This window comes from Promicromonospora sp. NFX87 (assembly GCF_048564965.1).
In the GTDB taxonomy this organism is placed as follows: Bacteria; Actinomycetota; Actinomycetes; order Actinomycetales; family Cellulomonadaceae; genus Promicromonospora.
In genome coordinates this window covers 1,623,151-1,646,263 of record NZ_CP183413.1, presented here as the reverse complement: position 1 = coordinate 1,646,263, position 23,113 = coordinate 1,623,151, and the positions used below count along the sequence as shown (strand labels likewise).

The window sequence follows — 23,113 nt, the reverse complement described above, 5'->3', positions numbered from 1 at the left end:
GTCATTCGCCTCCCCGCCGCACGGCGGTCTGCTCGTCGAAGCGCACGTCGGGCAGGAACCCGCTACGCAGCCAGCCGTCGTCGCCGGCGGTGAACCGCCACCTCGCCGACGGGGACTGGCCCAGCACGATCACCACCCAGGTGAACTCCGGGCTCGCGAACCGTGCCGCGAGCATGTCCTGCTGCGCGGCGGACGGCGCCTGCGACAGCACCAGCACGCCGCCGTCACCGACCTCCAGCTCCGGCACGACCTGCTCGATCCCGGCCAGGTGCTCCACCTGCTCGGGCTGCGGCAGGCCGTTGCCGACCATCACGACGCGCGGCTCGTTCGACCACGGGTTGCCGGTCAGCTCGCCGAGCCACCGGCGCAGCACCTCGTGCCGCACCCGGGTCGGGCCGTCCAGGCTGATCACGCCCCTGGCGACCGAGAAGTTCACGAGCACCCGGCCCGTCTCCCCCATCCCCAGGTTCACCAGGCGGGCGAACTGGGCGGTCGAGCCCTCCGACGCCGCGCCCGACTGCAGCTTCGCCAGCGGCGCGGACCAGCTCTGCCCGTCCTCGCTCACGGTCCACGGTTCCGGGGCGGGCGACGCCGGGTTGGTCAGCCGGAGCCGCAGCGAGCTGCCCTCGATGAACACGCCGGTCGTGCCGGGCACCTCCAGCCCGTCACGCTCGCACGCCGCCATCAGCACCCGCAGCGCCCGGTCTACGGTCCACGCCGCCGACGTGTCGGTGCGCAGCAGGCTGTCGTCGAACGGTTCGTGCCGCTTCCGCCGCCGCACGAGCCAGGTCACGAGGCCGACCAGCAGGCCGAGCACCAGCAGCGCCGCCCCGGCCCAGCCGATCGTGGGCCACGGGACGGAGCTGCTCGCCGCCTCGGCGTCCGACACGTCGACGGGGCTCGGTGACGCCGCGGGCGTGGCCGACGGCGACGGTGACGCCGGCTCGTAGCCGGGGAGCGGGCCGAACCGCAGCCCCTTGCCCGTGGCGTCCTTGGGCATCTTGAGCACCCAGCCGGGCCTCGGCTTCCTCGGGTCGGTCATGTACTCGCCGTCGGGCTGCCGGTGGCCCTCGGTCAGCTCGGCGATCTCCGGCCACCGGTTGCGGTCACCGAGGAACCTCTCCGAGATGTCGTTGAGCTTCTCGACGGTTCCGTCCGGCTCCGTCCTGATGACGTAGTACAGGACGGAACCCGGCGGCCCGCTGCGGCTCGGCAGGGGTGACGCCTCCGGCGACGGGCTCGGCGACGCCGTCGGCGTGGCGCTCGGCCTCGCGCTCGCCTCGACACTCTGCTCCGGCTTCGGGCTCGCCGGCTGTTCCGGGGCCGCCGCCTTCTTCTCGGGCTCGCCGTAGACGCGCATCTCCCAGATCGAGTTGCCCGCCGTGCCGCTGCGCGCCCCCGAGTACATCCGCACGTACCGGCCGGTGCCCCGGATGTTGTGCACGTCGTTGCCGCCGTCGCCCGTCCCGAACCAGTGCGTCTCCCACGTCTCGCCGTCGACCGACAGCTCGATCCGGTGGTCGGTCGCGTACGAGGCCTCCCAGTCGATCTCGACCCGGTGCACGACGGTGGTCCGTCCCAGGTCGATACGTAGCCACTGCGGATCGCTGAACGCGCTGGACCACCGGGTCTGTGAGTTGCCGTCCACCGCGTTGCGCGCGGGGAACTCCGGCTTCTCCAGGGACGAGGCCACGGCGGGCCTGCCCTGCGAGAGCAGGACCACCTCCTCGGCTGCCTGGGCCGGTGGAACCGGCAGGACGGACGACACCGGCAGCGTCGCCAGGGCCGACGCCGCGAGCGCCGTCAGGACGACGGCGGCCACGGCACGTACCGCTCTCATCGTTCGGCGGTCACTCACCGGCCCGCCTCACAGCCGTCTGCTCGGTGTAGCGGACGTCGGGGAGGAACCCGCTGCGCAGCCACCCGTCGTCGCCGGCCCGGATGCGCCACTTGGCCGAGCTCGACTCGCCGAGCACGATCACCACCCAGGTGAAGCGCGGGTCGGCGAACCGGGCCGCCAGGAGGTCCTGCTGCGTCACGGACGGCGCCTGTGACAGCACGAGCACGCCGCCGTCGCCGACGCCCAGCTCGGGGATCACCTGCTCGATCGCGGACAGGTACTCCACCTGCTCCGCCTGCGGCAGGCCGTTGCCGACCATGACCACGCGGGGGTCGTTCGACCACGGGTTGCCCGTCAGCTCGCCCAGCCAGCGGCGCAGCACCTCGTGCCGCGCCCGCGTGGGGCCGTCCAGGCTGATCACGCCCCTGGCCCGGACGAAGTCGACGAGGACCCGGCCGGTCTCCGCCATACCGAGCGTGACCAGCCGCGCGAACTGCGCCGTCGAGGCCTCGCTGGCGGGCGCCGACTGCAGCTTGGCGAGGGGTGCGGACCAGCTCTGCCCGTCCTCGTTGGCCACCCACGGGTCGGGTGCTGGGGAGGCCGGGCTCGCCAGCCGCAGCCGCATGGCGCCGCCCTCGATGAACACGCCGGTCACGCCGGGCACCTCGATGCCCTCCCGCTCGCACGAGGCGAGCAGCACGCGCAGCGCCCGGTCCACCATCCACGACGCCGACGTGTCGGTGCGCAGCAGGCTGTCGTCGAAGGGCTCCTCGCGGCCGCGCAGCCGCCGGGCCACGAGCACCACGCCGAACCCGACCGCGCCCACCAGGGCCAGGACGCCGAGGCCGATCAGGACGAGCACCATCCACGACGGGCTCGCCGCGGCCTGCTCCCCCGTGTCCGGGCCACCGGCAGTGCTCGACGCCGAGGCGCTCGGCTCGGCGGTCGGGCCCGGGAGCGGGCCGTGCTGCACCGCCTTGCCCTTGGCGTCCTCGGGAAGCTGGAGCACCCAGCCCACCTCGACCTGGTCCCGGTCGGTGAGCACGCCGCCGTCCGGCTGGACGCGCCCCTTGTTCAGCTTGAAGATCTCCCTGGCCCGCTCGCCGTCGCCCAGGAACCGCTCGGCGATCAGGTACAGGTACTCGGTCTCGCCCTTCTTCGTCTTGCCGATCACGTAGTAGGGCACCGACGGCGCGGCCGAGCCGTCCGGGGACGCGTCGCCCGCCGGTGTGCCGGCCGCCGGTCCGGTCGGCAGCACGCCGACCTCGATGCCCTCGCCCTCGGCGTCGTCGGGCAGCTGCATGACCCAGCCCGGCAGCACGGTCTCCTCGTCGGTCAGGGTGCCGCCGTCAGGCTGGACGCGGCCCTTGTTCAGCTCGAAGATCTCCTTGTACCGGTTGCCGTCGCCCAGGTATCGCTCGGCGATCTGGAAGAGGAACTCCGGCTCCCCGTCCGGGCTGGACTTCATGACGTAGTACTTGACCTTCTCGCCCTTGCCCTCGTCCGCGGCGAGAGCGGTGCCGCCGACGACCTGGACGACGGCGGGCGGTGCGGCTGTCGCGGCGGGCACCGCGACGGCGGTCATGAACAGGGCTGCAGCAGCAAGTGCCGCGGCGGCGCGATGGGCGTGGTGCACGGTTGCTCCGTCTTCAGATGTGTCGCGTCAGTCAGGTGGTTCGTGCGGCAGTTCATGCGGCAGGGCTCGTGCGGCAGGGCTCGTGCGGCAGTGGTCGCGCGGAAGGGCCGGCGCTTCGGTCGACCGGGCTCACGCGGAGCCCGGGACGCTCCGCTCCGGGAGGTTCAGGGGGTTCGTGCCGGGACCGGCCCACCGGAAGGTGGACATCACGGCGTCGAAGAAGAACACCATCGCCTCGGCCAGCCGCTCGGTGTTCTCGCTGTTCCAGATCGTGGTGAAGGACAGGACCAGCCACTCGCCGTCGGTCTCGTCGCGCGAGACCGCGTAGAGCACCTGCCGGGTCGACAGCTCCAGGTCGTCGCGCTTCATGCCGTGCTCGGTGTGCACCACGCGGATGCCGGGGCGGCCGTCGATCTCGACCAGCTCGCTCTCCTCGTACCCGTCGCTGAGGATGCTGGTCACGATCCGCGCCGGATCGGTGCCGACGTCGCTGACCACCTCGATCTCCGCGATCGAGCCCGGGACGATCACGCCCTCCATGGGCTCGGTCGGCAGGTAGACCGCGCCCGTACCGGCGTCGCGCGCCTGGCCGAGGGTCTTGTGCAGCTCGTCGCGGAGCATGTGCCGGAACGGCTCGACCTTGTCGCGCGGCATGGTGTCCGGCAGCGCCCGCGCGACCACCTGCTCGATCGCCTCGTCCAGCTCACGCTGGCGGCCCTCGCCCGTCGGGAACCGGGCCCAGCCCGGCGGCAGGAGCATGACCCAGGCGTCGGTCGGCTTGCCGGTCTGCTCGGCCGGTTCTGCCGGGCGCTCGCTCGTCGGGTGGTCGCTCACACTGTGCTCCGGATGATCTTGACGGCGGGAAGCAGGTCGACGATCGCGTCGAGGATCGTGGGGACGAGGACGAGGTCCTGGCTGCGCCAGACCAGCGCCGTGTCCACGACGCCGTCCGGGAACTCCGTGCGCCGGCCGGCGGCCACGCTCACCCAGGCACCGCCCGTCGCCTCGTCGATGTCCACCCGGCTGACCTTGATGCCGTCGCCGTCGGGCAGGTCGGGATACTCGATGCTCGGCGGGCTCACCGGGTTGCCGCCCTTCGCCCCCAGCACCGTCATGAACACGTCGTCCGACTCGTCCGGGTCACCCATGCCGACGGTGACGAGCACGGGCACGGGGCCGCGGTCCAGCAGGCCGACGCCCGCCATGGCCCGTGCGCCCTCGGTCGCCGCCTCGTCGGCGAACGTCACCAGGCTCCCGACGGTCTGCGTGAGCGAGCCGCGCACCGTCGCGACGTGGTCGGCATCGGGGTCGGGCGCGTCCGGACCCGTCGCGCCTTCGGGAAGGAACGACTCCAGCAGGGCCTCGACGACCTCGCTCTCCCACGCCCGCACCGCGTCGGCCGGCTCGGTCGCGGTGGAGGGCACCACGAGCCAGCCGTCCGGCGGCTCGATGGTCCAGGTCCAGCTCGGTCTCGTCGTCGCGCTCAAAAGGATCGGCTCCCGGCTCAGGTCGTGAGGTGGTTGTACTCGTAGTCCGTCGGCGCGGTCCAGTCGCCTCGGCGGTCCTCGCCGGGGAAGCTCGTCGGCGCCACACCACCCCAGAGGCCGCTGATCAGGCCCGACAGCATGGCGCCCGGGCCGGCGACGTAGATCCAGGGCTTGATGGTGAAGTTGGCGCCCCAGAGCCCGAGGAGGCTGAGCTCCCTGAGCCCGCCGAGACCGAAGGCTCCGCTGATCGACCAGGTCTTGATCGGCGCGACGATCGACGCCCAGCCCGGGAGCTTGGACGTGATCATGATCGAGATCTTCTGGATCGCCAGGGGCTTGATGATGATGCCGCCCGCGGTGGCGATGAACGAGCCCGCGCCGCCCTTGCCGGCGAGGACCGCGCCCTGCGCCGCCTTGATGGACGCCCCGATCGACTTCGCCACGACCAGCCCGACCCCGGCGGCCGCGACACCGATGACGCCGAGGATGACGCCCATCCAGCTCGCCTCGCCCTGGGCGGCGAGCACTATCGAGGCGACCAGGCTCACGACCCCGACGATCAGGCCGGCCAGCGCGAGCGCTCCCACCCCCGGCAGGAGGATGGCCAGCACCGCCAGGGCCATGCCGATGTAGCCCAGGATCTCGACCAGTCCCTTGAGGAACTTGTTGAACCCGTGCACGAACGCGTCCCAGCCGCTGTGCTTGAGCCCGTCGTCGCCCCAGTTCTCCTTGATCTTGGTCGCCGCCCGCTCGGCGGCGGCGTCGAGCGCCGACATCGCCGCGACCGCGATGGCCTTGGCGGCCGCGAGCTCGCCCTTCGCGCCCTCGATCTTGCCCGACCGGTTCTGGGACGCCTGCTTCTCGTCCTCGGTCAGCGGCGGCGCGTCGTCCGGCCGGTCCGCGTTCACCGGGTCCGGCATACCCTCCGCGCCCTTCTGGGCGGCAGCCGCGTCCTCGGCCTTGGCCAGCGCCTTGCCCGTCTCCGAGCGCGCGGTCTCCAGCTCGGGCCGGTAGGCCTCGAGCGCGACCCGCACGTCGTCGTACCGGCCCGCGGCGGCGGCGAGGTGCTCGTGGCTCTCCTCGGCCCGCCCGCGCATCGCATCGGCCGACTCGCCCTTGAGCAGGGTCTCGTCGCCGTCACCGATCTTCTTGAGGAGCGCCGCCTGCGTGGTCATCATCTCGGCGATCTCTTTGTAGTGCTTGATCACCGCGTCCAGACCGGACGCCTCGGCCGGCACAGGGTCGTCGTCGTAGTCCAGCAGATGCCATTCACCCACGCGGGCGGCGCTCATCGAGTCTTCCTTCTGTTCACTGAGGCTCTACTCGCTCTCGAGCGACTTCGCCAGCTCGATCTCGGTGTCGTTCCAGGTCTCCGCGGCCTTCTCCATCTTGCCCTGGAGGTCCTTGAGGTTTTCCTGGAGCTTCTCCCGCTTGACCCACCAGCTGTCGACGAAGTCGCCCATGGCGTTCTTCACCGTGCGGTGGCCCCAGATGTCGCCGCCGTCCCACAGCTCCTTCATGTTCTCGAGCTCGTCGAGGACGGACTTGAGCTGCGCGGCCGCGTCGTCTACCGCGATCGAGGTGACTACCAGGTCAGGCACGGGACTACTTGTTCAGCGCGTTGGCGAGCTCTTCGTCCGTCTTGCGGAGCGCCTCGGCGGCCTGCTTCAGGTACTCGCCGATGCCCGTGAGGCCCTCCATGACCTGCTTGCCACCCTTGTCGAGCTCCTTGTAGGACTCGTCGAACCGCTTGGAGGACTTGTCGGTGACGTAGCCGTCCTGCACCAGGTTGTCCACGAGCGACCGCAGCTGGTCGAGCTTGTGCTGCATGTCGTCCGACTCCTGCTTGATGCGCTGCGCCGCATCTTCCATCTGCTGGAAGGTCACATTGATGTTGGCCATGATCGGTCCTCTCGATTGCCTCGTGGGAAAACAGCGCGATAGTACACGAACCGGACATACTAGAACGTAAATACTGACAACCTGGTCAGTGAACCGGTCCGACGTCGCTCGCTCACACCGAGCCCGGGATCGTCCGCTCCGGCAGATCGACCGGGCCGGCGCCGGGGCCGGTCCACCGGAAGGTCGTCATCACCGCGTCGAAGAAGTCGACGAGGGTCTCGGCGAGCTGCTCCGCGAGCCCGCTGCCCGGGCCGGTGCCGAACGTGGTGCTGAAGGACAGCACCAGCCAGTCGCCCTCGGCCTCGTCCCGCGAGACGACGTAGGCCACCTGACGTGTGGTGACCGCGGGACGGTCGCTTCCCTCCGGCGCCTCCCCCGGCGTCCCGCGCACCCCGCGCAGCGTGCGCGCCACGCGTACGCCCGGTCGTCCGTCGAGCTCTCTCGGTGCGGCCTCCTCGCACCCGTCGCCCAGGGCGCCGGCCACCACTTCGATCGGGCTGCGTCCGGCCTCGCCGAAGATCTCGACCTCGGTGATGGCCGCCGGCACCGACATCCCCGCGACGGGCACGGTCGGCACGTACACCACACCGGCCTCCGTCCGTCGGCGGGCCCAGCCGGCAGGCAGCGCGAAGGCCCACGCGTCGGTCGGCCCGCCCACGGCAGGGTCGCGGACGTCGCGCTCGGTCTGCCGCATCACGCCGCACCCCGGGTGACCCGGACGGCGGGCAGGAGCTCGTCGAGCAGGTCCACCATCGCCGCGCCGAGCAGGACGTCCTGCGTGCGCCACACCAGCACCGTGTCCACCACGGCGTCGGAGTGGTCGGTGCGCCGCCCGAGCCCCACGCTCAGCCAGGCGCCGCCGGTCTCCTCGCCGACGTCGAGGCGGACCACCCGCACGCCGTCACCGTCCGGCAGCTCCGGATACTCGACGGTCGGCGGGGCGGCGGGGTAGCCACCCGTCGCGCCGAGGGCCGCCATGAGGCCGTCGTCGGGCTCCGCCGGGTCGCTCACTCGGACGGCGACGAGCACCGGCACCGGTCCGCGCCCCAGCACCCCCAGACGCGCCACGACCCGGTGCCCCTCCGGCGCCATCCCGTCGGCGAACGCCCGGAGGTTGACTACCGACTCCTCGGCCATCCGGTCGAGCGCGGCGCCCACGGCGTCGTCCATGGCGTCGTGCACGGCCACCGGCTCGCCGTCGGCGTCGGGCTGCTGCTCCAGCGATACGCGCACGGCGCCGGCCGCGCCGCGCTCCCACACCGCGATGTCGGCATGGTCCTCGGTAAGGGTGGACGGGACCACCAGCCAGCCGGCCGGCGGGTCCACCCGCCACGACCAGCCGGCCGTCGTGGCTTCCCCGCTGTTCGTGGTCGTCATAGGACCGGGTTCTCCCCGTACAGGCCGCTGTAGTCGGCGTCCCGCCAGCCGTCGAGGCTCCAGCGCGGGTCCGCCGGATTGAAGTTCGAGGGATTGATCAGGCTGAACGGCCGCATGGCCCATCCGAAGGTGTAGGAGACGGGGCCGATGTACATCCACGGCTTGATCGCCGCACCCGTGATGCCGAGCTGGCCGAGGGCGGCGGTGATCTTCTGCACGTCCTTGATGTCGCTGATCCCGATGAGCCGGTCCCAGCGCCACGTGCCGCCGCCGATCCGGTCCATGAACCGGCTGAAGTCGGTGGCGAGGTACTTCGGGTGGGTGATCTGCCACCACCCGGGTGACACGCTGGTCTTGCCGGCGAACTCCTGCCAGCTACGCAGGTTCCTCGCGAACGGCGCCATCGTGATCGTCAGGTCGTTGATCCGGCGCGCCAGGTCGGGGTTCCGGCCGATGTTCATCATGCTCCGCAGCCATTCCCGGTCCCGGAACAAGAACTGGAGCTGCCGGTTCTGGCTGCTGAAGGCCCCGGCCCCGCGCCCCAGCTGCGCACCCTGGACACCCTTGAGCCCGCCGGCCATCTTCGCCGCCACCCCGATCAGGCCCAGGCTGAGCACACCGATGATCACGCTCAGCCAGCTGCCCTCACCCTGGACGGCCAGGATGAAGCTCGCGGCCACCGAGACCGCGGTGACGATCACGCCGAGGAGGGTGATCATGCCCAGGCCCGGGATGAGGATGCTCAGCACCGCCAGCGCCATCCCGATGTACATCAGGATCTCGACGAGCTTCTTGAGGAACTTGTTCAGCTTGTGCAGGAACGCCTCCCAGCCGCTGTGGTGCAGCCCGTCGTCGCCCCAGTTCTCGCGGATCTTGTTCGCGGCGGCGGTGGCCGCGGCGTCGAGCCGGGTCATCGCCGTGCGCGCCTTGACCTTCGCCGCCTCCAGGTCGCCCTTCGCCGCGTCGATCTTGCCGGTGCGGCTCTCGGACTCCCGCTTCTCCTTGTCGGTGAGCGGCGGCGCGTCGTCCGGCCGGTCGGCGTTCACCGGGTCGGGCAGTCCTTCGGCGCCCTTCTGGGCGGCCGCCGCGTCCTGCGCCGCCGTCAGGGCGAGGCCTGTCTCCGAGCGCGCGTACTCCAGCTCCGGCCGGTAGGTGCGCAGCGCGTCCCGGATGTCGTCGTACCGGCCGGACGCCTTGTTCAGTGCCTCGGCGCTCTCCCTGGACCGCTTGCGCATCGCGTCCGCGGCCTTGCCCTTGAGGAGGGTCTCGTCGCCGTCGCCGATCTTCTTGAGCAGCTTGGCCTGTGTGGACATCGCCAGGGCGATGTCCTCGTAGTGCTTGATCACCGGGTCCAGACCGGCCACGTCAGCCGGGACGGGATCGGAGTCGTAGTCGAGCAGTTGCCATTCCCCGGGCCGGGTAGCGCCCATCGTCGTCCTCCTACTGCTCGTCGAACGACGCAGCGAGCTCGATCTCGAGGTTGTTCCACTGCTCGGCCGCCTGCTCCATCTTCTTCTGCAGGTCGGAGAGGTTCGTGGTCAGCTTTTCCCGCTTGACCCACCAGTCGTCGACGAAGTCGTCCATCGCCTTCCTGACGGTGTCGTGGCCCCAGACGGTGCCGTCGTCCCACAGCTTTCCCATGTTCTTGAACTCGTCGACGATCGCCGCGAGCTGCTTGGCGGCGTCGTCGACGGCGACCGAGGTGACTACCAGGTCGGCCATGGGTCTACTTGTTCAGGGCGTTGGCGAGCTCTTCATCGGTCTTGCGGAGCGCCTCGGCAGCCTGCTTCAGGTACTCGCCGATCCCGGTCAGTCCCTCCATGACCTGCTTGCCACCCTTGTCGAGCTCCTTGTAGGACTCGTCGAACCGCTTGGAGGACTTGTCCGTCACATAGCCGTCCTGCACCAGGTTGTCGACCAGCGACCGGAGCTGGTCGAGCTTGGCCTGCATGTCGTCCGACTCCTGCTTGATGCGCTGCGCGGCGTCTTCCATCTGCTGGAAGGTCACGTTGATGTTGGCCATGACAGAACCTCTCGCTCACGGGTTGCGGACGGTCTCGTACGCGCGTCTCAATCGTCATCAATCGGACTAACCGGACGGCGACGCGTATGTGAACGGACGACGAACGCCGCGCGACACGACGACGACGGGCCCGGAACAGCCTCCGGACCCGTCGTCACATCGCGCAAAAAGTGCCTCTCACCAGGGATTTCACCCTGGCTCGGCCCTCAGCAGTGGCCGAGGAAGGGGCGGTCCCGGAACCGCCCGTCGAGGAACGCGATCACGCCGGGAGCGCCGGTCACGAACGTGGAGACGTGCTCCCCGAGGTGCCACTCCCACCGCACGTCCGCGCCGGCCGCGCAGTACTCGTTCCGGAGCGTCCGCGCCTGCCCCGGGGCGACGATCTCGTCGACCGTCCCGTGGAACAGGTGGATCGGCACGTCCGGCGGGTTGGCCCCCAGCCGGTTCTCGTCGAGACGCGCCTGCCACTGAGGGGAGCGCAGCGGGTTCGTCGCCGTGAACATCCCGATGTTCTGGAACGCGTGCGTGAGCGTGGCGTCCACGCAGTCGTCCTGCTCCCGCTCGTAGGTCTCCCGGCCGCGCTCGTTGAGGTACGTCTCGAGGTCGAGCTCGGGGTAGGCGGCGTCCATCCCGTAGGCGGCCAGCAGCAGGAAGCCGAACCCGACCTGCCCGTCGAGCCCCTCGGCCACCTCGGTGAGGTCCGCGGGCACGCCGCCTGCCGCGATGCCCACCAGGTCGAGCTCGGGCGCGTACTCCGGCTGCAGCTCACCCGCCCACATCGCTCCCCCGCCGCCCTGCGAGTAGCCCGAGAACGCGACCTTGCCGCCGGCCTCCAGGCCGGTGGCGGGCAGGTTCGTGGCGGCGCGCACCATGTCGATGACGGCCCGCCCCTCCGACTGCCCGACGACGTAGGTGTGCATGCCCGGCGTGCCCAGGCCCTCGTAGTCGGTGACCACCACCGCCCAGCCCGCCAGCAGCATCGGCTCGATGAGGGGCCGCTCGTAGTCGAGCCAGCGCGACGGCGCGCACGTGTCGCCGACGCCGCGCGTACCGCTCGCCACCGAGACGATCGGCCGTGGTCCCTCGCCCCGCCACGTCGTGCTCGGCACGAGGACCCGGCCGGTCACCGGCATGTCCTGTCCGGTCGCGTTCGTCGAGTGGTACATGAGCAGGTAGCTGCGGGCGCTGAGCTGCCGCGGCTCCTCCCGCCAGCGGACGACCTCGCCGTCGGCGCCGTCGGGGAGCGGGGCCGGCGGGGTGTAGAAGTCGTCGTCGGCGCGCGCCCGCAGGGGCACGTCGGGGAGGTCCGGCAGGTCCGGTTCGTCGGATGCGACGGGGGCGGTCGCACTGGTCGACGGCGCCGTGGCGGCGGGGACGGCTTCTGCGGGTAGGGCTGCTACGGGTAGGGCCGCTGCGGGTAGCGCCAGCGCGACCAGGGTCGCGACGATGAGGGCACGCGGGCGGGTGACGTTCGGCATCGGATCTCCTCGTTGAGGTCCTCGGGCGCTCGGCACTGAGCGTCCGGGCCCACGAGCGGGCCGCTACTGACTCTAACCGCAATAGTGTCCGGGTGAAAGTGCCGGGGCGAAAGAGGCCGCCCGACGGCGGTGCGCGCCGGCGAGCACACGCACCGCCGTCGGGCGGCGAACTACTGCGGGGGCCCCGGCTCAGCCGCGCACCGCGCGCAGGCTGCCCGCGGCCTCTGCCCGGGCTTCTGCCCGCTCCACCATCGACGCGATCACGGCGGCGAGCGGGACCAGGACGAGATTGCCCAGCAGCATGGTGCGCAGGAACGGCAGGCCCGCGACGTAGCTCGCGAGGAGCCCGTCCAGGGTCGCCGGATACATCCCGTCCATCAGCCAGACGCCGAAGTTGGTCCACGCGAAGAACCACAGCGAACCGCCCACGCCCACGCCGAGCGCGGCCGCGTACCGGCCCGGGCCGCGCAGGTGCCGCGCGAGGATCGCGCCGAGCCCGATCACCGCCCACGCCGACCAGGTGAACCACATGATCTGCGTGTTGCCGAGCACCGCGTCGCTGACGGCCACCACGGCGAAGGGCACGACCGCCGCCCAGCGGTTGCGCAGCAGCAGCACCGCGAGGAACGTCGCCGCCGTGGCGATCTCCAGGTTCGGCGGCGCGCCCAGCCCGGGCGCGACCAGGCGCCACGCGACGGCGGCGGCCAGCACGAGCACCACCGTCGCGGGACGCCACCAGCGGTGCGCCAGCTCCGCGACCGTCAGGTCGCGTCCCCGGCCGTCGGCCTGGGGTGTCAGTACGTCTCGATCGTCCACGTGATCTCCTGACCGTCCTCGGTCTCCAGTGTGCCTGCCCCGACCTGCGCGGGCTCGCCGTCCACGGACAGCGACCAGAACTCCTTCTTCGAGTCGTCCGCCGCGCGGCCGCCGATGGCGGTCACGAACGCGTTCTCGCCCTCACCGGTGACCTCGGCGGACGGGTCCGCCTCGAGCAGCAGCTCGAGCGCGGTGGCTCCGGTGCGGCCCGCGTAGCTGAAGGTCTCCGCGCCGGCCGACTTCGAGGCGTCGTCCGACGGCGCGCTGGCCGACGGCGAGGCGGCGTCCGACTGCGCGTTGAGCGTCGCCGGGACCACCGGGTCGGGCCCGGCCGCGTCGCCGCCGCAGGCCGCCAGCAGGCCGGTCAGGAGAAGTGCGGCGGCCGCCGCACCGAGCGCCCGGAGCGGGCGGACAGAAGTCGTGTTCACGCCGCCGAGTCTAGGTCGGCGCGCTCAGCCGGGCGCAGCCGTCCCAACCCTCGGCGCACCGCCGGGCGCACCCAGGTCAGATCGCGCAGCCGGACCAGATGCCGACGGTCAGATGTCGATGCGGGAGCGGTCCAGCTCGGCGGCGCCCGCGATGAGGAACTCCTTGCGGGGCGCCACGTCGGTGCCCATCAGGAGCTCGAACGCCCGCTCGGCCGCCTCGGCGTGCTCGGCCGTGACACGGCGCAGCGTGCGGTGGCGCGGGTCCATGGTGGTCTCCGCGAGCTGGTCGGCATCCATCTCGCCCAGACCCTTGTAGCGCTGGATGTCGGGCTTGTAGCGGCGTCCGGCCCGGTCGAGCTTCTTGAGCGTGGCGCCCAGCTCGGCCTCCGAGTACGTGTAGACGTACTCGTTCTTGCGCCGGCCGTTGCCGATCACCTCGACCCGGTGCAGCGGCGGCACCGCCGCGAACACGCGGCCGGCCTCCACCATCGGCTTCATGTACCGGTAGAAGAGCGTCAGCAGGAGCGTGCGGATGTGGGCGCCGTCGACGTCGGCGTCGGTCATCATGATGATCTTGCCGTAGCGCGCCGCCTCCAGGTCGAACGACCGGCCGGAGCCCGCGCCGAGCACCTGGATGATCGCCGCGCACTCCGCGTTGCGGAGCATGTCGCTGATCGACGCCTTCTGGACGTTCAGGATCTTGCCGCGGATGGGCAGCAGCGCCTGGAAGTCGCTGGAGCGCGCGAGCTTCGCGGTACCGAGCGCGCTGTCGCCCTCGACGATGAACAGCTCGGAGCGGTCCACGTCGTTCGAGCGGCAGTCCGCCAGCTTGGCGGGCAGCGAGGAGGTCTCCAGCGCGTTCTTGCGGCGCGAGATCTCCTTCTGCTTGCGGGCCGTGATGCGCGCGCGCATCTCGGCGACGATCTTGTCGAGCAGCAGGGAGGCCTGCGTCTTCTCGTCGCGCTTGGTCGAGTTCAGGCGGGCGTGGATCTCCTGCTCGACCACGCGGGAGACGATCTGGCGCACCGGGCCGGTGCCCAGCACCTCCTTGGTCTGCCCCTCGAACTGCGGCTCCGAGAGGCGCACGGTGACCACGGCGGTGAGGCCCGCGAGCACGTCGTCCTTCTCGATACGCTCCGCGCCGTCCTTGGCCGAGACCTTGAGCTTGCGCGCGTTGGTCTCCACACCCTTGCGGAGCACCTTGAGCAGGCCCTGCTCGAAGCCCGTGAGGTGCGTACCGCCCTTGGGCGTCGAGATGATGTTGACGAAGGAGCGCACCTCGGTGTCGTAGCCGGTGCCCCAGCGCAGCGCGATGTCGACCTCGCAGTCGCGCAGCACCTCGCGCGGCGTCATGTGGCCGCGCTCGTCCAGCACCGGGACGGTCTCCTTGAAGGTGCCGGCGCCCTGGAGCACCCAGGTCGCGGTGACCGGCGAGTCGGGGGCCAGGAACTCGACGAAGTCGGCGGCACCTCCGTCGTGCTTGAAGACCTCCTCGTGCGGCCCGTCCTCACCCGGCGTGCCGGGCAGCCCGCGCTCGTCGCGCACCCGGATCTCCAGGCCCGGCACGAGGAACGTGGTCTGCCGCACGCGGGTGACCAGCTCGTCGTAGCTGAACACCGCGGACTTCGGGAAGATCTGCCGGTCGGCCCAGTAGCGCACGCGGCAGCCGGTACGGCCCCGCGGCACCTTGCCCGACACGACGAGCTCGGAGTGGTCGACGAACGGCTGGAACGCCGCGTCCGGGTCAGGCCCGGAGGCCGGGTCGGAGAACAGCCCGGGCTCGCCGCGCTGGAAGGTCATGCGGTGCGTCTTGCCGCCGCGGTCCACCTCGACGTCGAGGCGCGCGGACAGCGCGTTGACCACGGAGGCGCCCACGCCGTGCAGACCGCCGGACGCCTGGTAGGAACCGCCGCCGAACTTGCCGCCGGCGTGCAGCTTGGTGAAGACCACCTCGACGCCGCTCAGGCCGGTCTTGGGCTCGATGTCGACCGGGATGCCACGACCGTCGTCGGACACGGTCACCGACGTGTCGGCGTGCAGCACGATGCCGATCTTCGTGGCGTACCCGCCCAGGGCCTCGTCGACTGAGTTGTCGATGATCTCCCAGAGGCAGTGCATCAGGCCCCGGGAGTCGGTGGTCCCGATGTACATACCGGGACGCTTGCGAACCGCCTCGAGACCTTCGAGGACGGACAGGTGGCGAGCGGTGTACGACTCGGACGTTGCGGTCACGGCGACAGCGTAGACGAGGTCACCGACAACGCCGGTGATCAGAGCCGGTGAGGCGCCTCACGGCGGGTCGCCCGCGAACAAATTCACCCCATGACGGAAATTACCCTTTCAGCGCAATTGGGGGCGGATGGGGCCCAAGACTGTGAGGCACGCCGCTATGCTCGCAGCGAACCGGCCACCCGGGCTGGCATGAACCGCGCGAGCGAATGGTTGGATGGAGATGTGACGACCTTGACGACCGAACCGCTCACCGCCCTCGACCGCTGCGACCGCTGCGGCGCGCAGGCTTATGTGCGCGTCGTTCTGCCCGTGGGCGAGCTGCTCTTCTGCGGCCACCACGCCCGCGCACACGCGTCCGCCTATGCGGACGTCGCCACCCATGTCCAGGACGAGACCGACCGGCTCCACGCGGAGCACGGTCAGGCCTGAGATCCAGGCCGGACACCCACCGGACCTCTAGATCCAAGACGGCGGTGAGCCACCCAGCGAGGTGACTCACCGCCGTCGCCATGCCCGTTGCCTGGTGGTGCCAGGGCCGCTATCTCGTCGCGGTCACCGTGTCCACCCAGGCGCCCTGGAAGCCGAGAGCGGTCCGCCAGCCCTCTGCCGTGTCGGTCAGCGTGCGGGTGGCACCGTTGGGCGCGACCGCCCGCATGGTCCTGACCTGACCGCTCGAGTAGCGCTCGGTAACTTCTACCGACCTGACCCAGCCGAGCCCGAAGATGCTCTTCGCGCCCGCCTGCGTGAGCGTGCCCGTCCACGACGTGTTCGGGTTGCCCGGCGCCTGCGCCGAGTACGGGTCCGCCACGTGCGCGAGGTGGGACTGCGGGGCCGTGCCGAACGCGTCCTGGTTGCTCGCGGTACCGGAGAAGGCGCCGCCGCGGCCTGACGACGCGAAGTACGGCGTCTCCGCGATCCCGGCCGACTCGTTGCGCACCACCGAGACCGTCGAGGCGCTGTCCTGGCGGGTCGCGTCGACCGCCGCGCGCCACGCCTCGCCCGCCTCGCCGCCCTCCCTCGTCCAGCCCGTGTAATTCTGGCTGCTGGTGTCGTCGTAGAGATGGCAGTCGCACTCGGCCTTCAGGCCCTCGACCTTGTCCAGGATCGCGTAGTTGCGGGCGACGATCGCCTGCGCCTCGAGCGCGGCAGCGCCGCCGTAGGCGCTCGTCCCCCACAGCGCCGGCATCTCCTCGATCCCGTAGAGGTACTCGTCGTTGATGACCACCTGGTTGACCACGTTGGGCCGGGCGTTGAGGTCGGTGACACGCAGTCTGCCGTGGCGGTAGCTCCCCTGGGCGCCGGACACCGTCACCGTGCCGGCGGTCCCGGCCCAGTAGTCGGTGCCGGTCCACTCCAGGTAGAGGGTCGGGCGGGCGCCGATCGTCTGGCGCACCGTGCCGTTCTCGGTGATCTTGGCGGTGAGGCCCGCCGTCGTGCGGGCAATCGAGATCTTGCGTGCCGACGTGCCCGTCGCGAGCTGGGCCTCGGCGCCGTCGAGCAGGCGCCACGATCCGGCGGACAGGCCGAGGGTGGTGGTGGCCGGGTCGCCGGTTCGGCCGAGCACCTGGACGTCGATGGACGTCCACGGGTTGTTCGCGGTGCTCACCGTCGCGCCCGGGTAGTAGTAGCGCAGGATGTCCGACGCCGTGCTGCCGGTGCGCGCCATCTCGTAGGCGCCGTACTGCGACATGCCGACGCCGTGGCCCGCGCCGGAGCCCGCGAGGCTCCACGAGCCGGGCACCACGGTCACGGTCAGGGTCGCGCTCGTCGCCTGGGTCGTCCTGAACCGGTACTTCGTGGTCGCTCCCGGCTTGACCGACGCCGTCGCCTTGCCGGCCGACGTGCCGGTCGAACCCGTGGTCACGGTCCTGTCCCTGACCCACGAGCCGTTGCTGTACCTCTGCAGCGACACGGCGGCGTTCGCCACGGGAGCGCCATCCCGCTGGTAGAGCACCGTGAGCGTCTTCGCCACGCCCGCCGTGGTGGTCGACGTGCCGGACGCGGTGAGCGTGTAGCCCGCCGCCGCGGAGGCGGGCGGCACGGAGGCGGGCGGCGCGACCAGGCCCGTCGCGACGAGCAGAGCGAGGACCAGCGCGAGGAGCGGAGCGAGCCCGGAGGCTGCGCGGGACGTGGCGCTGAACATTAGGGACACATCGGGCACAGTTCCATACGACGACGCCGGGCGGGAATCCTTCCGAAGAAGGTTCACCCGCCCGGCGTAGAGGTTCTACCTGGTCGACTGTCTAGTCGAGGTAGTCGCGCAGCACCTGGGACCGCGAGGGGTGGCGCAGCTTCGACATCGTCTTGGACTCGATCTGGCGGATGCGCTCACGCGTCACGCCGTAGACCTTGCCGATCTCGTCGAGCGTCTTGGGCTGGCCGTCCTGCAGGCCGAACCGCATGGAGACCACACCTGCCTCGCGCTCGGAGAGCGTGTCGAGCACCTGGTGCAGCTGCTCCTGCAGGAGCGTGAACGACACCGCGTCCGCGGGCACCACTGCCTCGGAGTCCTCGATGAGGTCACCGAACTCGCTGTCGCCGTCCTCGCCGAGCGGGGTGCTCAGCGAGATGGGCTCGCGACCGTACTTCTGGACCTCGACCACCTTCTCGGGCGTCATGTCGAGTTCCTTGGCCAGCTCCTCCGGCGTGGGCTCGCGACCCAGGTCCTGGAGCATCTGACGCTGCACACGGGCCAGCTTGTTGATGACCTCGACCATGTGCACCGGGATACGGATGGTGCGGGCCTGGTCGGCCATGGCACGCGTGATCGCCTGCCGGATCCACCAGGTGGCATACGTCGAGAACTTGTAGCCCTTGGTGTAGTCGAACTTCTCGACCGCACGGATCAGACCGAGGTTGCCCTCCTGGATCAGGTCCAGGAACAGCATGCCGCGGCCGGTGTAGCGCTTGGCCAGCGAGACCACGAGTCGGAGGTTGGCCTCCAGCAGGTGGTTCTTGGCGCGCTTGCCGTCGTGCGCGATCCACTTGAGGTCGCGCTCGAACCGGCGCTGGTCCTTGTCGTCCCGGTTGAACTCGGTGGTGGCGAGGCGCTCCTCCGCGAACAGGCCGGCCTCGATGCGCTTCGCGAGCTCGACCTCCTGCTCAGCGTTCAGCAGCGCGACCTTACCGATCTGCTTCAGGTAGTCCTTGACCGGGTCGGCCGTGGCGCCGGCGGTGACGACCTGCTGCGCGGGCTGGTCGTCGTCGTCCTTGTCGGAGACGACGAAGCCTGCGCTCTCGTCACCCTCCTTCGCCGCCTTGCCGCCGCGACCACGGGTCGCCTTGGTGACGATCTCGGGACCGGCGTCGGACTCTTCCGCGTCGTCCTCGACGGCGACACCGTCGGGCTCGATGTTGTCGTACTTCGACTTGCCCCGAGCGGCAGGCTTCTTGGCGGCGGTCTTCGCCGCCGGCTTCTTGCGCGTGCTCGTGGCGGCCTCGTCGTCCAGGTCGACGTCGTCGACATCGATCAGGTCGATGTCTTCGACCTCGTCGACCTCGTCGGCGTCGTCCTTCGGCTTCGCGGTGGAGCGCGCCGGAGCCTTCTTGGCGGGGGCCTTGGCGGCCGTCGCACGGGTACGTCGAGCGGGCTTCGCCTCGGCGTCACCGTCGGCGGGCGCCTTGGCGGCGACCGCGGTGGAGCGGGTGGCCGCAGCGGCCGCGACCTTGGTCACGGTAGGCAGTCCAACCTGCACGCCGGCGTTGGCCAGTGCGCGCAGCACCGCCTTGAGCCGCCTGGCGTCACCGACCTCCGCGGTCTCGCAAGCGCGCCGGAAGCTCTCGGCGTCGACCGAGCCGTCGGCGGCACCTCGAGCAAGGAGCTCCTGCAGGGCAGGATGCTCGAACTCTCGGGGCAGGTTGTCGCGTGCAGGGACAGGAGCGGTATCCTGGGGGGCTTTCAGCGGAGTGGGCGCCACAAACCGACCTTTCGGCATTCGAGGGGGCGGTGTACCGCCGGCGGGGCCTTCACTGGACCTTCTTCTTCCGCCGGCGAACATATATATTGTACCGTCGGCCTCCATGTACGCCGCGACGAACGCGGTGATATGGGCAAAGTCAGTGCGAAGTCACGTCTGGCGGGGCAGCCCCGCGGGTGATTCTCATTTCGCGTGCCAAGAGTCAACGAACCAGACGGCCCGACCATTCCCGCTCCCGACGAACCGCTCGGGGCCACGCCTGTGACCAGGGCGGGGACCGACCAGGACCCCGAACCGGGCCTCGAACAGGGACCTCACCAGCGACCGGTCAGGTCAGGACCAGGTCAGACCTTCACGGCCAGGACCGGGCACGGCGCCTCGACGAGAATCCGCTGGGCACCCGCGCCCAGGATGAGCTTGCCGACAGGGCTCCGCTTGCGCAGACCGATCACTATGAGATCGGCGCCGGTGCTCGTGGCGGTGCGGATCAGATCCTCGGCGAGGTCGCCGGTGCCGTGCTCCACCCGCACGTCGACGTCGCCGGCGAGGCTGTTGACGAGCTCGTCGGCCTCGGCCCTGCACTCGTCCTCCGGGCGCTTGCCGTTGGTGACGACGACCAGCGGGAGGTTGCGCTCCCTGGCCTCGGTGACAGCGGAGCTGAGAGCCTCTTGGCCCTCTGGCGTGGCGAGGTGGCCGACGACGATCGTCATGCTCCCGACGCTACCGCACGCCGCGACCCTCGCAGTGCCTCACCCGCTGTGCGGCACCTGCCGTGATACCTGTTCGCGCCGCACCCAGCCCGGCGGCACCCCACCGGCGATCGCCCCGCGGAGCAGCAGCGCGAGCCGGTAGCCCGGGTCGACGCCGAGCGCGTCGGAGACCCGCTCGGCAGCCAGGCCGCCGTCACCGCGCCACCATGCGACGAGCGCCAGCAGCAGGTAGGCGGGAGCTCGTCGGCTCCGTGGGACGTGGGTGACCACCGCCTCCAGCACGTGGCGCGCCGCACGAGTGATCGCCTCGTCGGGCGGGACGCCCTGCTCCGGGTCGACGATCCGCGCCATCACCGCCCCTGTCGCCGCGTCCGTGTCACCGTCCACCTGCCGGCGCGCGGTCCGTAGCGCCGCCTCCTCCGTGCCCGGTGCCAGGCTCAGCAGCACCGCGTCCCGCACGGGAACGTCCGCGAGCGCCGCGCCGATCTTCCCGAGGTCGACCGGAGACAGCGTCAGCGGTTGTCCGGGCCGCGCGTCGCCCGCGACGCGCATCGCGGAGCGCCACAGGCCGAGGTTCTCGGCACCCCAGTCGCCCAGCTCCCGCTCAGCGCGCAGGGCCTGCGCCTCGACCGCCCGCGGGCCGAAGGCGGCCCCCTGCCGTTGCTCGGCGCCACGGACCGGTGTCGCACGGTCGATCGGTCCACCGCCGTCCGGGGACCTGGTCGCGTTCAGGAGCCGCCGGTAGGTGTCGGTCCAGCGGGCCGCCGCGCGCCGGGCCTGGGTCCTTGCCTGCTCGGGTGCGGCGCGCAGGGCGTACCGCTCCTCGCGGGTGCCGGACACGGTGCGGCCCTCGAGCACCATGTGGGCGGCGACGCGGCTGCCCTTCAGCGCGGACAGCGGTCGGCCCTGGGCCGGGCAGCACATCGGGTCGGCGCAGTCGAGCGCCCGGAAGCCCGTCGGCGCGACGAGCCAGGCCTCGGTGCCGGGGAGCCTGCGTTCGAGCCGTGCTCGCAGCAGTTCGACGGCCCGGCGCGCGGCCCCCGAGGGCGTGGTCGGGTCGGTGGCGGTGTACAGCACCACCACCGCGCGGTCCGCGCCGTCGGCCACCACGTGGTCGGTGAGCCAGCGGGCGGTGGCCGCGCCGTCGGGCCCGTCCGGGTCGTCGGGCTGCCGCAGGCGGAGGTCGGCGAGGTCGACCCTGGCGACGAGCCCTACCCGCTGGCGCGGCCCGGTGAGGCTCACCGCGACCACCGACTCAGCGGGCTCGAAGCCGAGCCGGTACGGGATGTAGGCGAGCAGGTCCTCGGGCCCGGCGACGCGGACCACCGTGGCGTTCGGCGCCGCCGATCGCCGGCCGAGGTTCTTCGAGGTGATGTCCTTGGGGTTCATGCCTCGATCCCAGCCGTCCGCCGGGGCCGCGGCGCGCCCAGGAGGGCCGTGTGGACAACGGATCCCCTGTGGTCGAGCTCGGAGCCGCACGCTGTCCTCGCGCGGGTCTCTCCCGCTACCGTGTGCAACGTGCCCCACCTCGCCACCGCCCGCCGCACGGCAGCGCTCGCCGCCGCCCTCGGGCTGGCGCTCGCGACCGCGGGGTGCGGCACCGGGAGCGCCGGGACGGAGCCGCGGGGGTCGAGTGCCACCGCGGAGAGCACGCCGGAGGCCCGCGCGGCGGCGTCCGGCGGACCTGCCGAGCTGCCGACCTTCGACCCCTCGTCGGCGGTCGCCACCTACGCCGAGGGTTTCCCGGAGGACCTGTTCCCGATGCCGGAGGGCGCGACCCTGCTCGCCTCCTCGGCGAGTCCCGCACCTGCTCCGGAGAACACGAAGGACTCGAAGGCCGAGCCGGTCCCGATGACGCAGGTGACGCTCAACCTGGCGTCGGGCCTGTCGACCGAGAAGGTGGTCGCCCAGGCGAGGCACATCCTGGTCGGGCAGGGTTTCAAGCAGATCGCGGCCCCGGAGTCGAGCGGCCTGACCGCGCAGACCGCCTTCCGGCGGGTCTCCAGGACGAAGGCGGGCGAGATCCAGGAGTCGCTGGTCGTGGGCGTGCTCGACGACGGGAAGCGGCGCCTCGCCTCGATCAGCGGCACGGTCCGCACCCCATAGGCTGGTGCCGTGTCCGTATCACCCGCCCGTACCGGTGCCCTGAACCCCGCAGCCCTGCTCGACACCGAGAACCTCCGTGCCGACGTAGACGCCGCCGTGACCGCTCACCTCGGCCGGCTGGCCGCCGAGGTCGCCGCGATCAGCCCGAGCGCCGAGGCGATCGTCGAGGAGGCGGCAGGCCTGCTGATGGGTGGCAAGCGGCTGCGGGCGGCGTTCTGCTACTGGTCGTTCCGTGCCCACGGCGGCTCCGCCGATCCCGCCGACCTGGCCAGGGTCGCCACGGTCCGGGTGGGCGCCGCGCTCGAGCTCTTCCAGGCCGCGGCCCTGCTGCACGACGACGTGATGGACAACTCCGACACCCGCCGCGGCCGCCCCACCACGCACCGCGCGTTCGCCGCCAGGCATGCCTCCGCCGGCTGGGCCGGCGAGCCGGTGCGGTTCGGCGACGCGACGGCGATCCTGCTCGGGGACCTCGTGCTCCTCGCCGCCCAGCGTGAGCTCTCCGCGGCGCTCGCGCCGCTTCCGGCCGGCGTCGCCGAGGCGGCCCGTGCCCGGTTCGACACCATGCAGAGCGAGGTGGTCGTGGGCCAGTACCTCGACGTGCTGGTCCAGGCCGAGCCCTGGGGCGACGACCCCGCCTCGGACGAGGAGCGCGCCCGGACGGTGCTGCGCGCCAAGTCCGCCAGCTACTCGGTGGCCGCGCCGCTCGCGCTGGGTGCGCTGCTGGCCGGCCGGGGAGCGCAGGCGGCAGCCGAGGTCGAGGCCGCCGGTCTGCCCCTGGGCGAGGCCTTCCAGCTCCGCGACGACGTGCTCGGGGTCTTCGGCGACCCCGCGGTCACGGGCAAGCCCGCCGGTGACGACCTGCGCGAGGGCAAGCGCACGGTGGTCGTGGCACGGACCCTCGCCCTGCTGCCCGACCCGGACGGGTCCGACGCCGCGACGCTGACCGCGGCGCTCGGCGACCCCGACCTCTCCGAGGAGGACGTCACCCGGGTCCGCGCGGTGATCGTCGGCTCGGGCGCGCTGGACGCCGTCGAGCACCTCATCGACGACCTCGCCGTGCGGGCGCACGCCCTGCTCGACCTCGCGGACCTGAGCGAGCCCGGCCGGAGCGTGCTGACCGACCTGGCCCACGCCGCCGTCGACCGGGCCGCGTGAACC

At 71.5% G+C, this 23,113-nt stretch carries 23 protein-coding genes; 3 read left to right on the top strand and 20 right to left on the bottom strand.

The features are described 5' to 3' along the window. Position 1: 1 nt before the first annotated feature. The 16 genes from ACNYC2_RS07430 to ACNYC2_RS07355 all read right to left on the bottom strand — a co-directional run bounded on the left by ACNYC2_RS07430 (position 2) and on the right by ACNYC2_RS07355 (position 15,219). Entirely contained in the window at positions 2-1,840 is a 1,839-nt protein-coding gene (locus tag ACNYC2_RS07430) for a discoidin domain-containing protein (protein ID WP_419706406.1), read from the bottom strand. A 10-nt stretch (positions 1,841-1,850) separates the two neighbouring features. Further along, entirely contained in the window at positions 1,851-3,476 is a 1,626-nt protein-coding gene (locus tag ACNYC2_RS07425) for a hypothetical protein (protein WP_419706405.1), read from the bottom strand. Between the two features lie 129 nt (positions 3,477-3,605). Next, positions 3,606-4,310: a hypothetical protein gene (locus ACNYC2_RS07420; protein WP_419706404.1), complete on the bottom strand. Its 705-nt coding sequence runs from the start codon at positions 4,308-4,310 to the stop codon at positions 3,606-3,608. Next, positions 4,307-4,963 (bottom strand): hypothetical protein, encoded by a 657-nt coding sequence (locus ACNYC2_RS07415; RefSeq protein ID WP_419706403.1) that lies wholly within the window; start codon positions 4,961-4,963, stop codon positions 4,307-4,309. Before ACNYC2_RS07415 ends, ACNYC2_RS07420 begins: the two co-directional genes overlap by 4 nt. 17 nt (positions 4,964-4,980) lie before the next feature. Beyond that, positions 4,981-6,255 carry a hypothetical protein gene (locus ACNYC2_RS07410; RefSeq protein WP_419706402.1) on the bottom strand — a complete coding sequence of 425 codons (1,275 nt, stop codon included), beginning with the start codon at positions 6,253-6,255 and terminating at the stop codon, positions 4,981-4,983. 27 nt (positions 6,256-6,282) lie between these two features. After that, entirely contained in the window at positions 6,283-6,564 is a 282-nt protein-coding gene (locus ACNYC2_RS07405) for a hypothetical protein (RefSeq protein ID WP_419706401.1), read from the bottom strand. Positions 6,565-6,568: 4 nt separating this feature from the next. Then, positions 6,569-6,865, bottom strand: a complete 297-nt coding sequence (locus ACNYC2_RS07400) for a WXG100 family type VII secretion target (protein WP_116676002.1) — start codon at positions 6,863-6,865, stop codon at positions 6,569-6,571. Positions 6,866-6,977: 112 nt separating this feature from the next. Beyond that, on the bottom strand, positions 6,978-7,559 hold the full coding sequence (locus tag ACNYC2_RS07395; RefSeq protein ID WP_419706400.1) for a hypothetical protein: 582 nt from the start codon (positions 7,557-7,559) through the stop codon (positions 6,978-6,980). Beyond that, positions 7,559-8,242 (bottom strand): hypothetical protein, encoded by a 684-nt coding sequence (locus ACNYC2_RS07390; protein ID WP_419706399.1) that lies wholly within the window; start codon positions 8,240-8,242, stop codon positions 7,559-7,561. Before ACNYC2_RS07390 ends, ACNYC2_RS07395 begins: the two co-directional genes overlap by 1 nt. After that, a complete protein-coding gene (locus ACNYC2_RS07385) occupies positions 8,239-9,672 on the bottom strand; it encodes a hypothetical protein (protein ID WP_419706398.1) in 1,434 nt (477 codons plus the stop codon). Before ACNYC2_RS07385 ends, ACNYC2_RS07390 begins: the two co-directional genes overlap by 4 nt. A gap of 10 nt (positions 9,673-9,682) precedes the next feature. Continuing rightward, positions 9,683-9,964 (bottom strand): hypothetical protein, encoded by a 282-nt coding sequence (locus tag ACNYC2_RS07380; RefSeq protein ID WP_419706397.1) that lies wholly within the window; start codon positions 9,962-9,964, stop codon positions 9,683-9,685. Positions 9,965-9,968: 4 nt separating this feature from the next. After that, positions 9,969-10,265: a WXG100 family type VII secretion target gene (locus ACNYC2_RS07375; protein ID WP_357507476.1), complete on the bottom strand. Its 297-nt coding sequence runs from the start codon at positions 10,263-10,265 to the stop codon at positions 9,969-9,971. A 206-nt stretch (positions 10,266-10,471) separates the two neighbouring features. Beyond that, a complete protein-coding gene (locus tag ACNYC2_RS07370) occupies positions 10,472-11,743 on the bottom strand; it encodes a lipase family protein (protein ID WP_419706396.1) in 1,272 nt (423 codons plus the stop codon). A 189-nt stretch (positions 11,744-11,932) separates the two neighbouring features. Continuing rightward, a complete protein-coding gene (locus ACNYC2_RS07365) occupies positions 11,933-12,559 on the bottom strand; it encodes a DUF6580 family putative transport protein (RefSeq protein WP_419706395.1) in 627 nt (208 codons plus the stop codon). Continuing rightward, positions 12,538-12,987 carry a DUF4430 domain-containing protein gene (locus ACNYC2_RS07360; RefSeq protein ID WP_419706394.1) on the bottom strand — a complete coding sequence of 150 codons (450 nt, stop codon included), beginning with the start codon at positions 12,985-12,987 and terminating at the stop codon, positions 12,538-12,540. Before ACNYC2_RS07360 ends, ACNYC2_RS07365 begins: the two co-directional genes overlap by 22 nt. Positions 12,988-13,095: 108 nt before the next feature. Then, positions 13,096-15,219, bottom strand: coding sequence for a DNA gyrase/topoisomerase IV subunit B (locus ACNYC2_RS07355; RefSeq protein WP_419706393.1), 2,124 nt, complete (start codon positions 15,217-15,219; stop codon positions 13,096-13,098). Between the two features lie 222 nt (positions 15,220-15,441). On the opposite strand from ACNYC2_RS07355, the gene ACNYC2_RS07350 reads away from it, so the two are divergent. After that, the gene (locus ACNYC2_RS07350; RefSeq protein ID WP_020014335.1) at positions 15,442-15,648 is read left to right on the top strand and encodes a DUF7455 domain-containing protein; all 207 of its coding nucleotides are present in this window, start codon (positions 15,442-15,444) and stop codon (positions 15,646-15,648) included. A 109-nt stretch (positions 15,649-15,757) separates the two neighbouring features. Here the strand turns inward: ACNYC2_RS07350 and ACNYC2_RS07345 are convergent, their stop codons facing one another. The 4 genes from ACNYC2_RS07345 to ACNYC2_RS07330 all read right to left on the bottom strand — a co-directional run bounded on the left by ACNYC2_RS07345 (position 15,758) and on the right by ACNYC2_RS07330 (position 21,235). Further along, a complete protein-coding gene (locus ACNYC2_RS07345; protein ID WP_419706392.1) occupies positions 15,758-17,362 on the bottom strand; it encodes a SpoIID/LytB domain-containing protein in 1,605 nt (534 codons plus the stop codon). A gap of 100 nt (positions 17,363-17,462) precedes the next feature. Further along, positions 17,463-19,154: an RNA polymerase sigma factor gene (locus tag ACNYC2_RS07340; RefSeq protein WP_419706391.1), complete on the bottom strand. Its 1,692-nt coding sequence runs from the start codon at positions 19,152-19,154 to the stop codon at positions 17,463-17,465. Positions 19,155-19,480: 326 nt separating this feature from the next. Next, a complete protein-coding gene (locus ACNYC2_RS07335; RefSeq protein ID WP_419706390.1) occupies positions 19,481-19,846 on the bottom strand; it encodes a universal stress protein in 366 nt (121 codons plus the stop codon). A 39-nt stretch (positions 19,847-19,885) separates the two neighbouring features. Continuing rightward, entirely contained in the window at positions 19,886-21,235 is a 1,350-nt protein-coding gene (locus tag ACNYC2_RS07330) for a DUF4192 domain-containing protein (RefSeq protein ID WP_419706389.1), read from the bottom strand. Positions 21,236-21,364: 129 nt separating this feature from the next. Here ACNYC2_RS07330 and ACNYC2_RS07325 point away from each other — a divergent pair, with 129 nt between their 5' ends. Beyond that, on the top strand, positions 21,365-21,952 hold the full coding sequence (locus tag ACNYC2_RS07325) for a hypothetical protein (RefSeq protein ID WP_419706388.1): 588 nt from the start codon (positions 21,365-21,367) through the stop codon (positions 21,950-21,952). A 9-nt stretch (positions 21,953-21,961) separates the two neighbouring features. Continuing rightward, on the top strand, positions 21,962-23,110 hold the full coding sequence (locus ACNYC2_RS07320; protein WP_419706387.1) for a polyprenyl synthetase family protein: 1,149 nt from the start codon (positions 21,962-21,964) through the stop codon (positions 23,108-23,110). Positions 23,111-23,113: the final 3 nt, after the last annotated feature.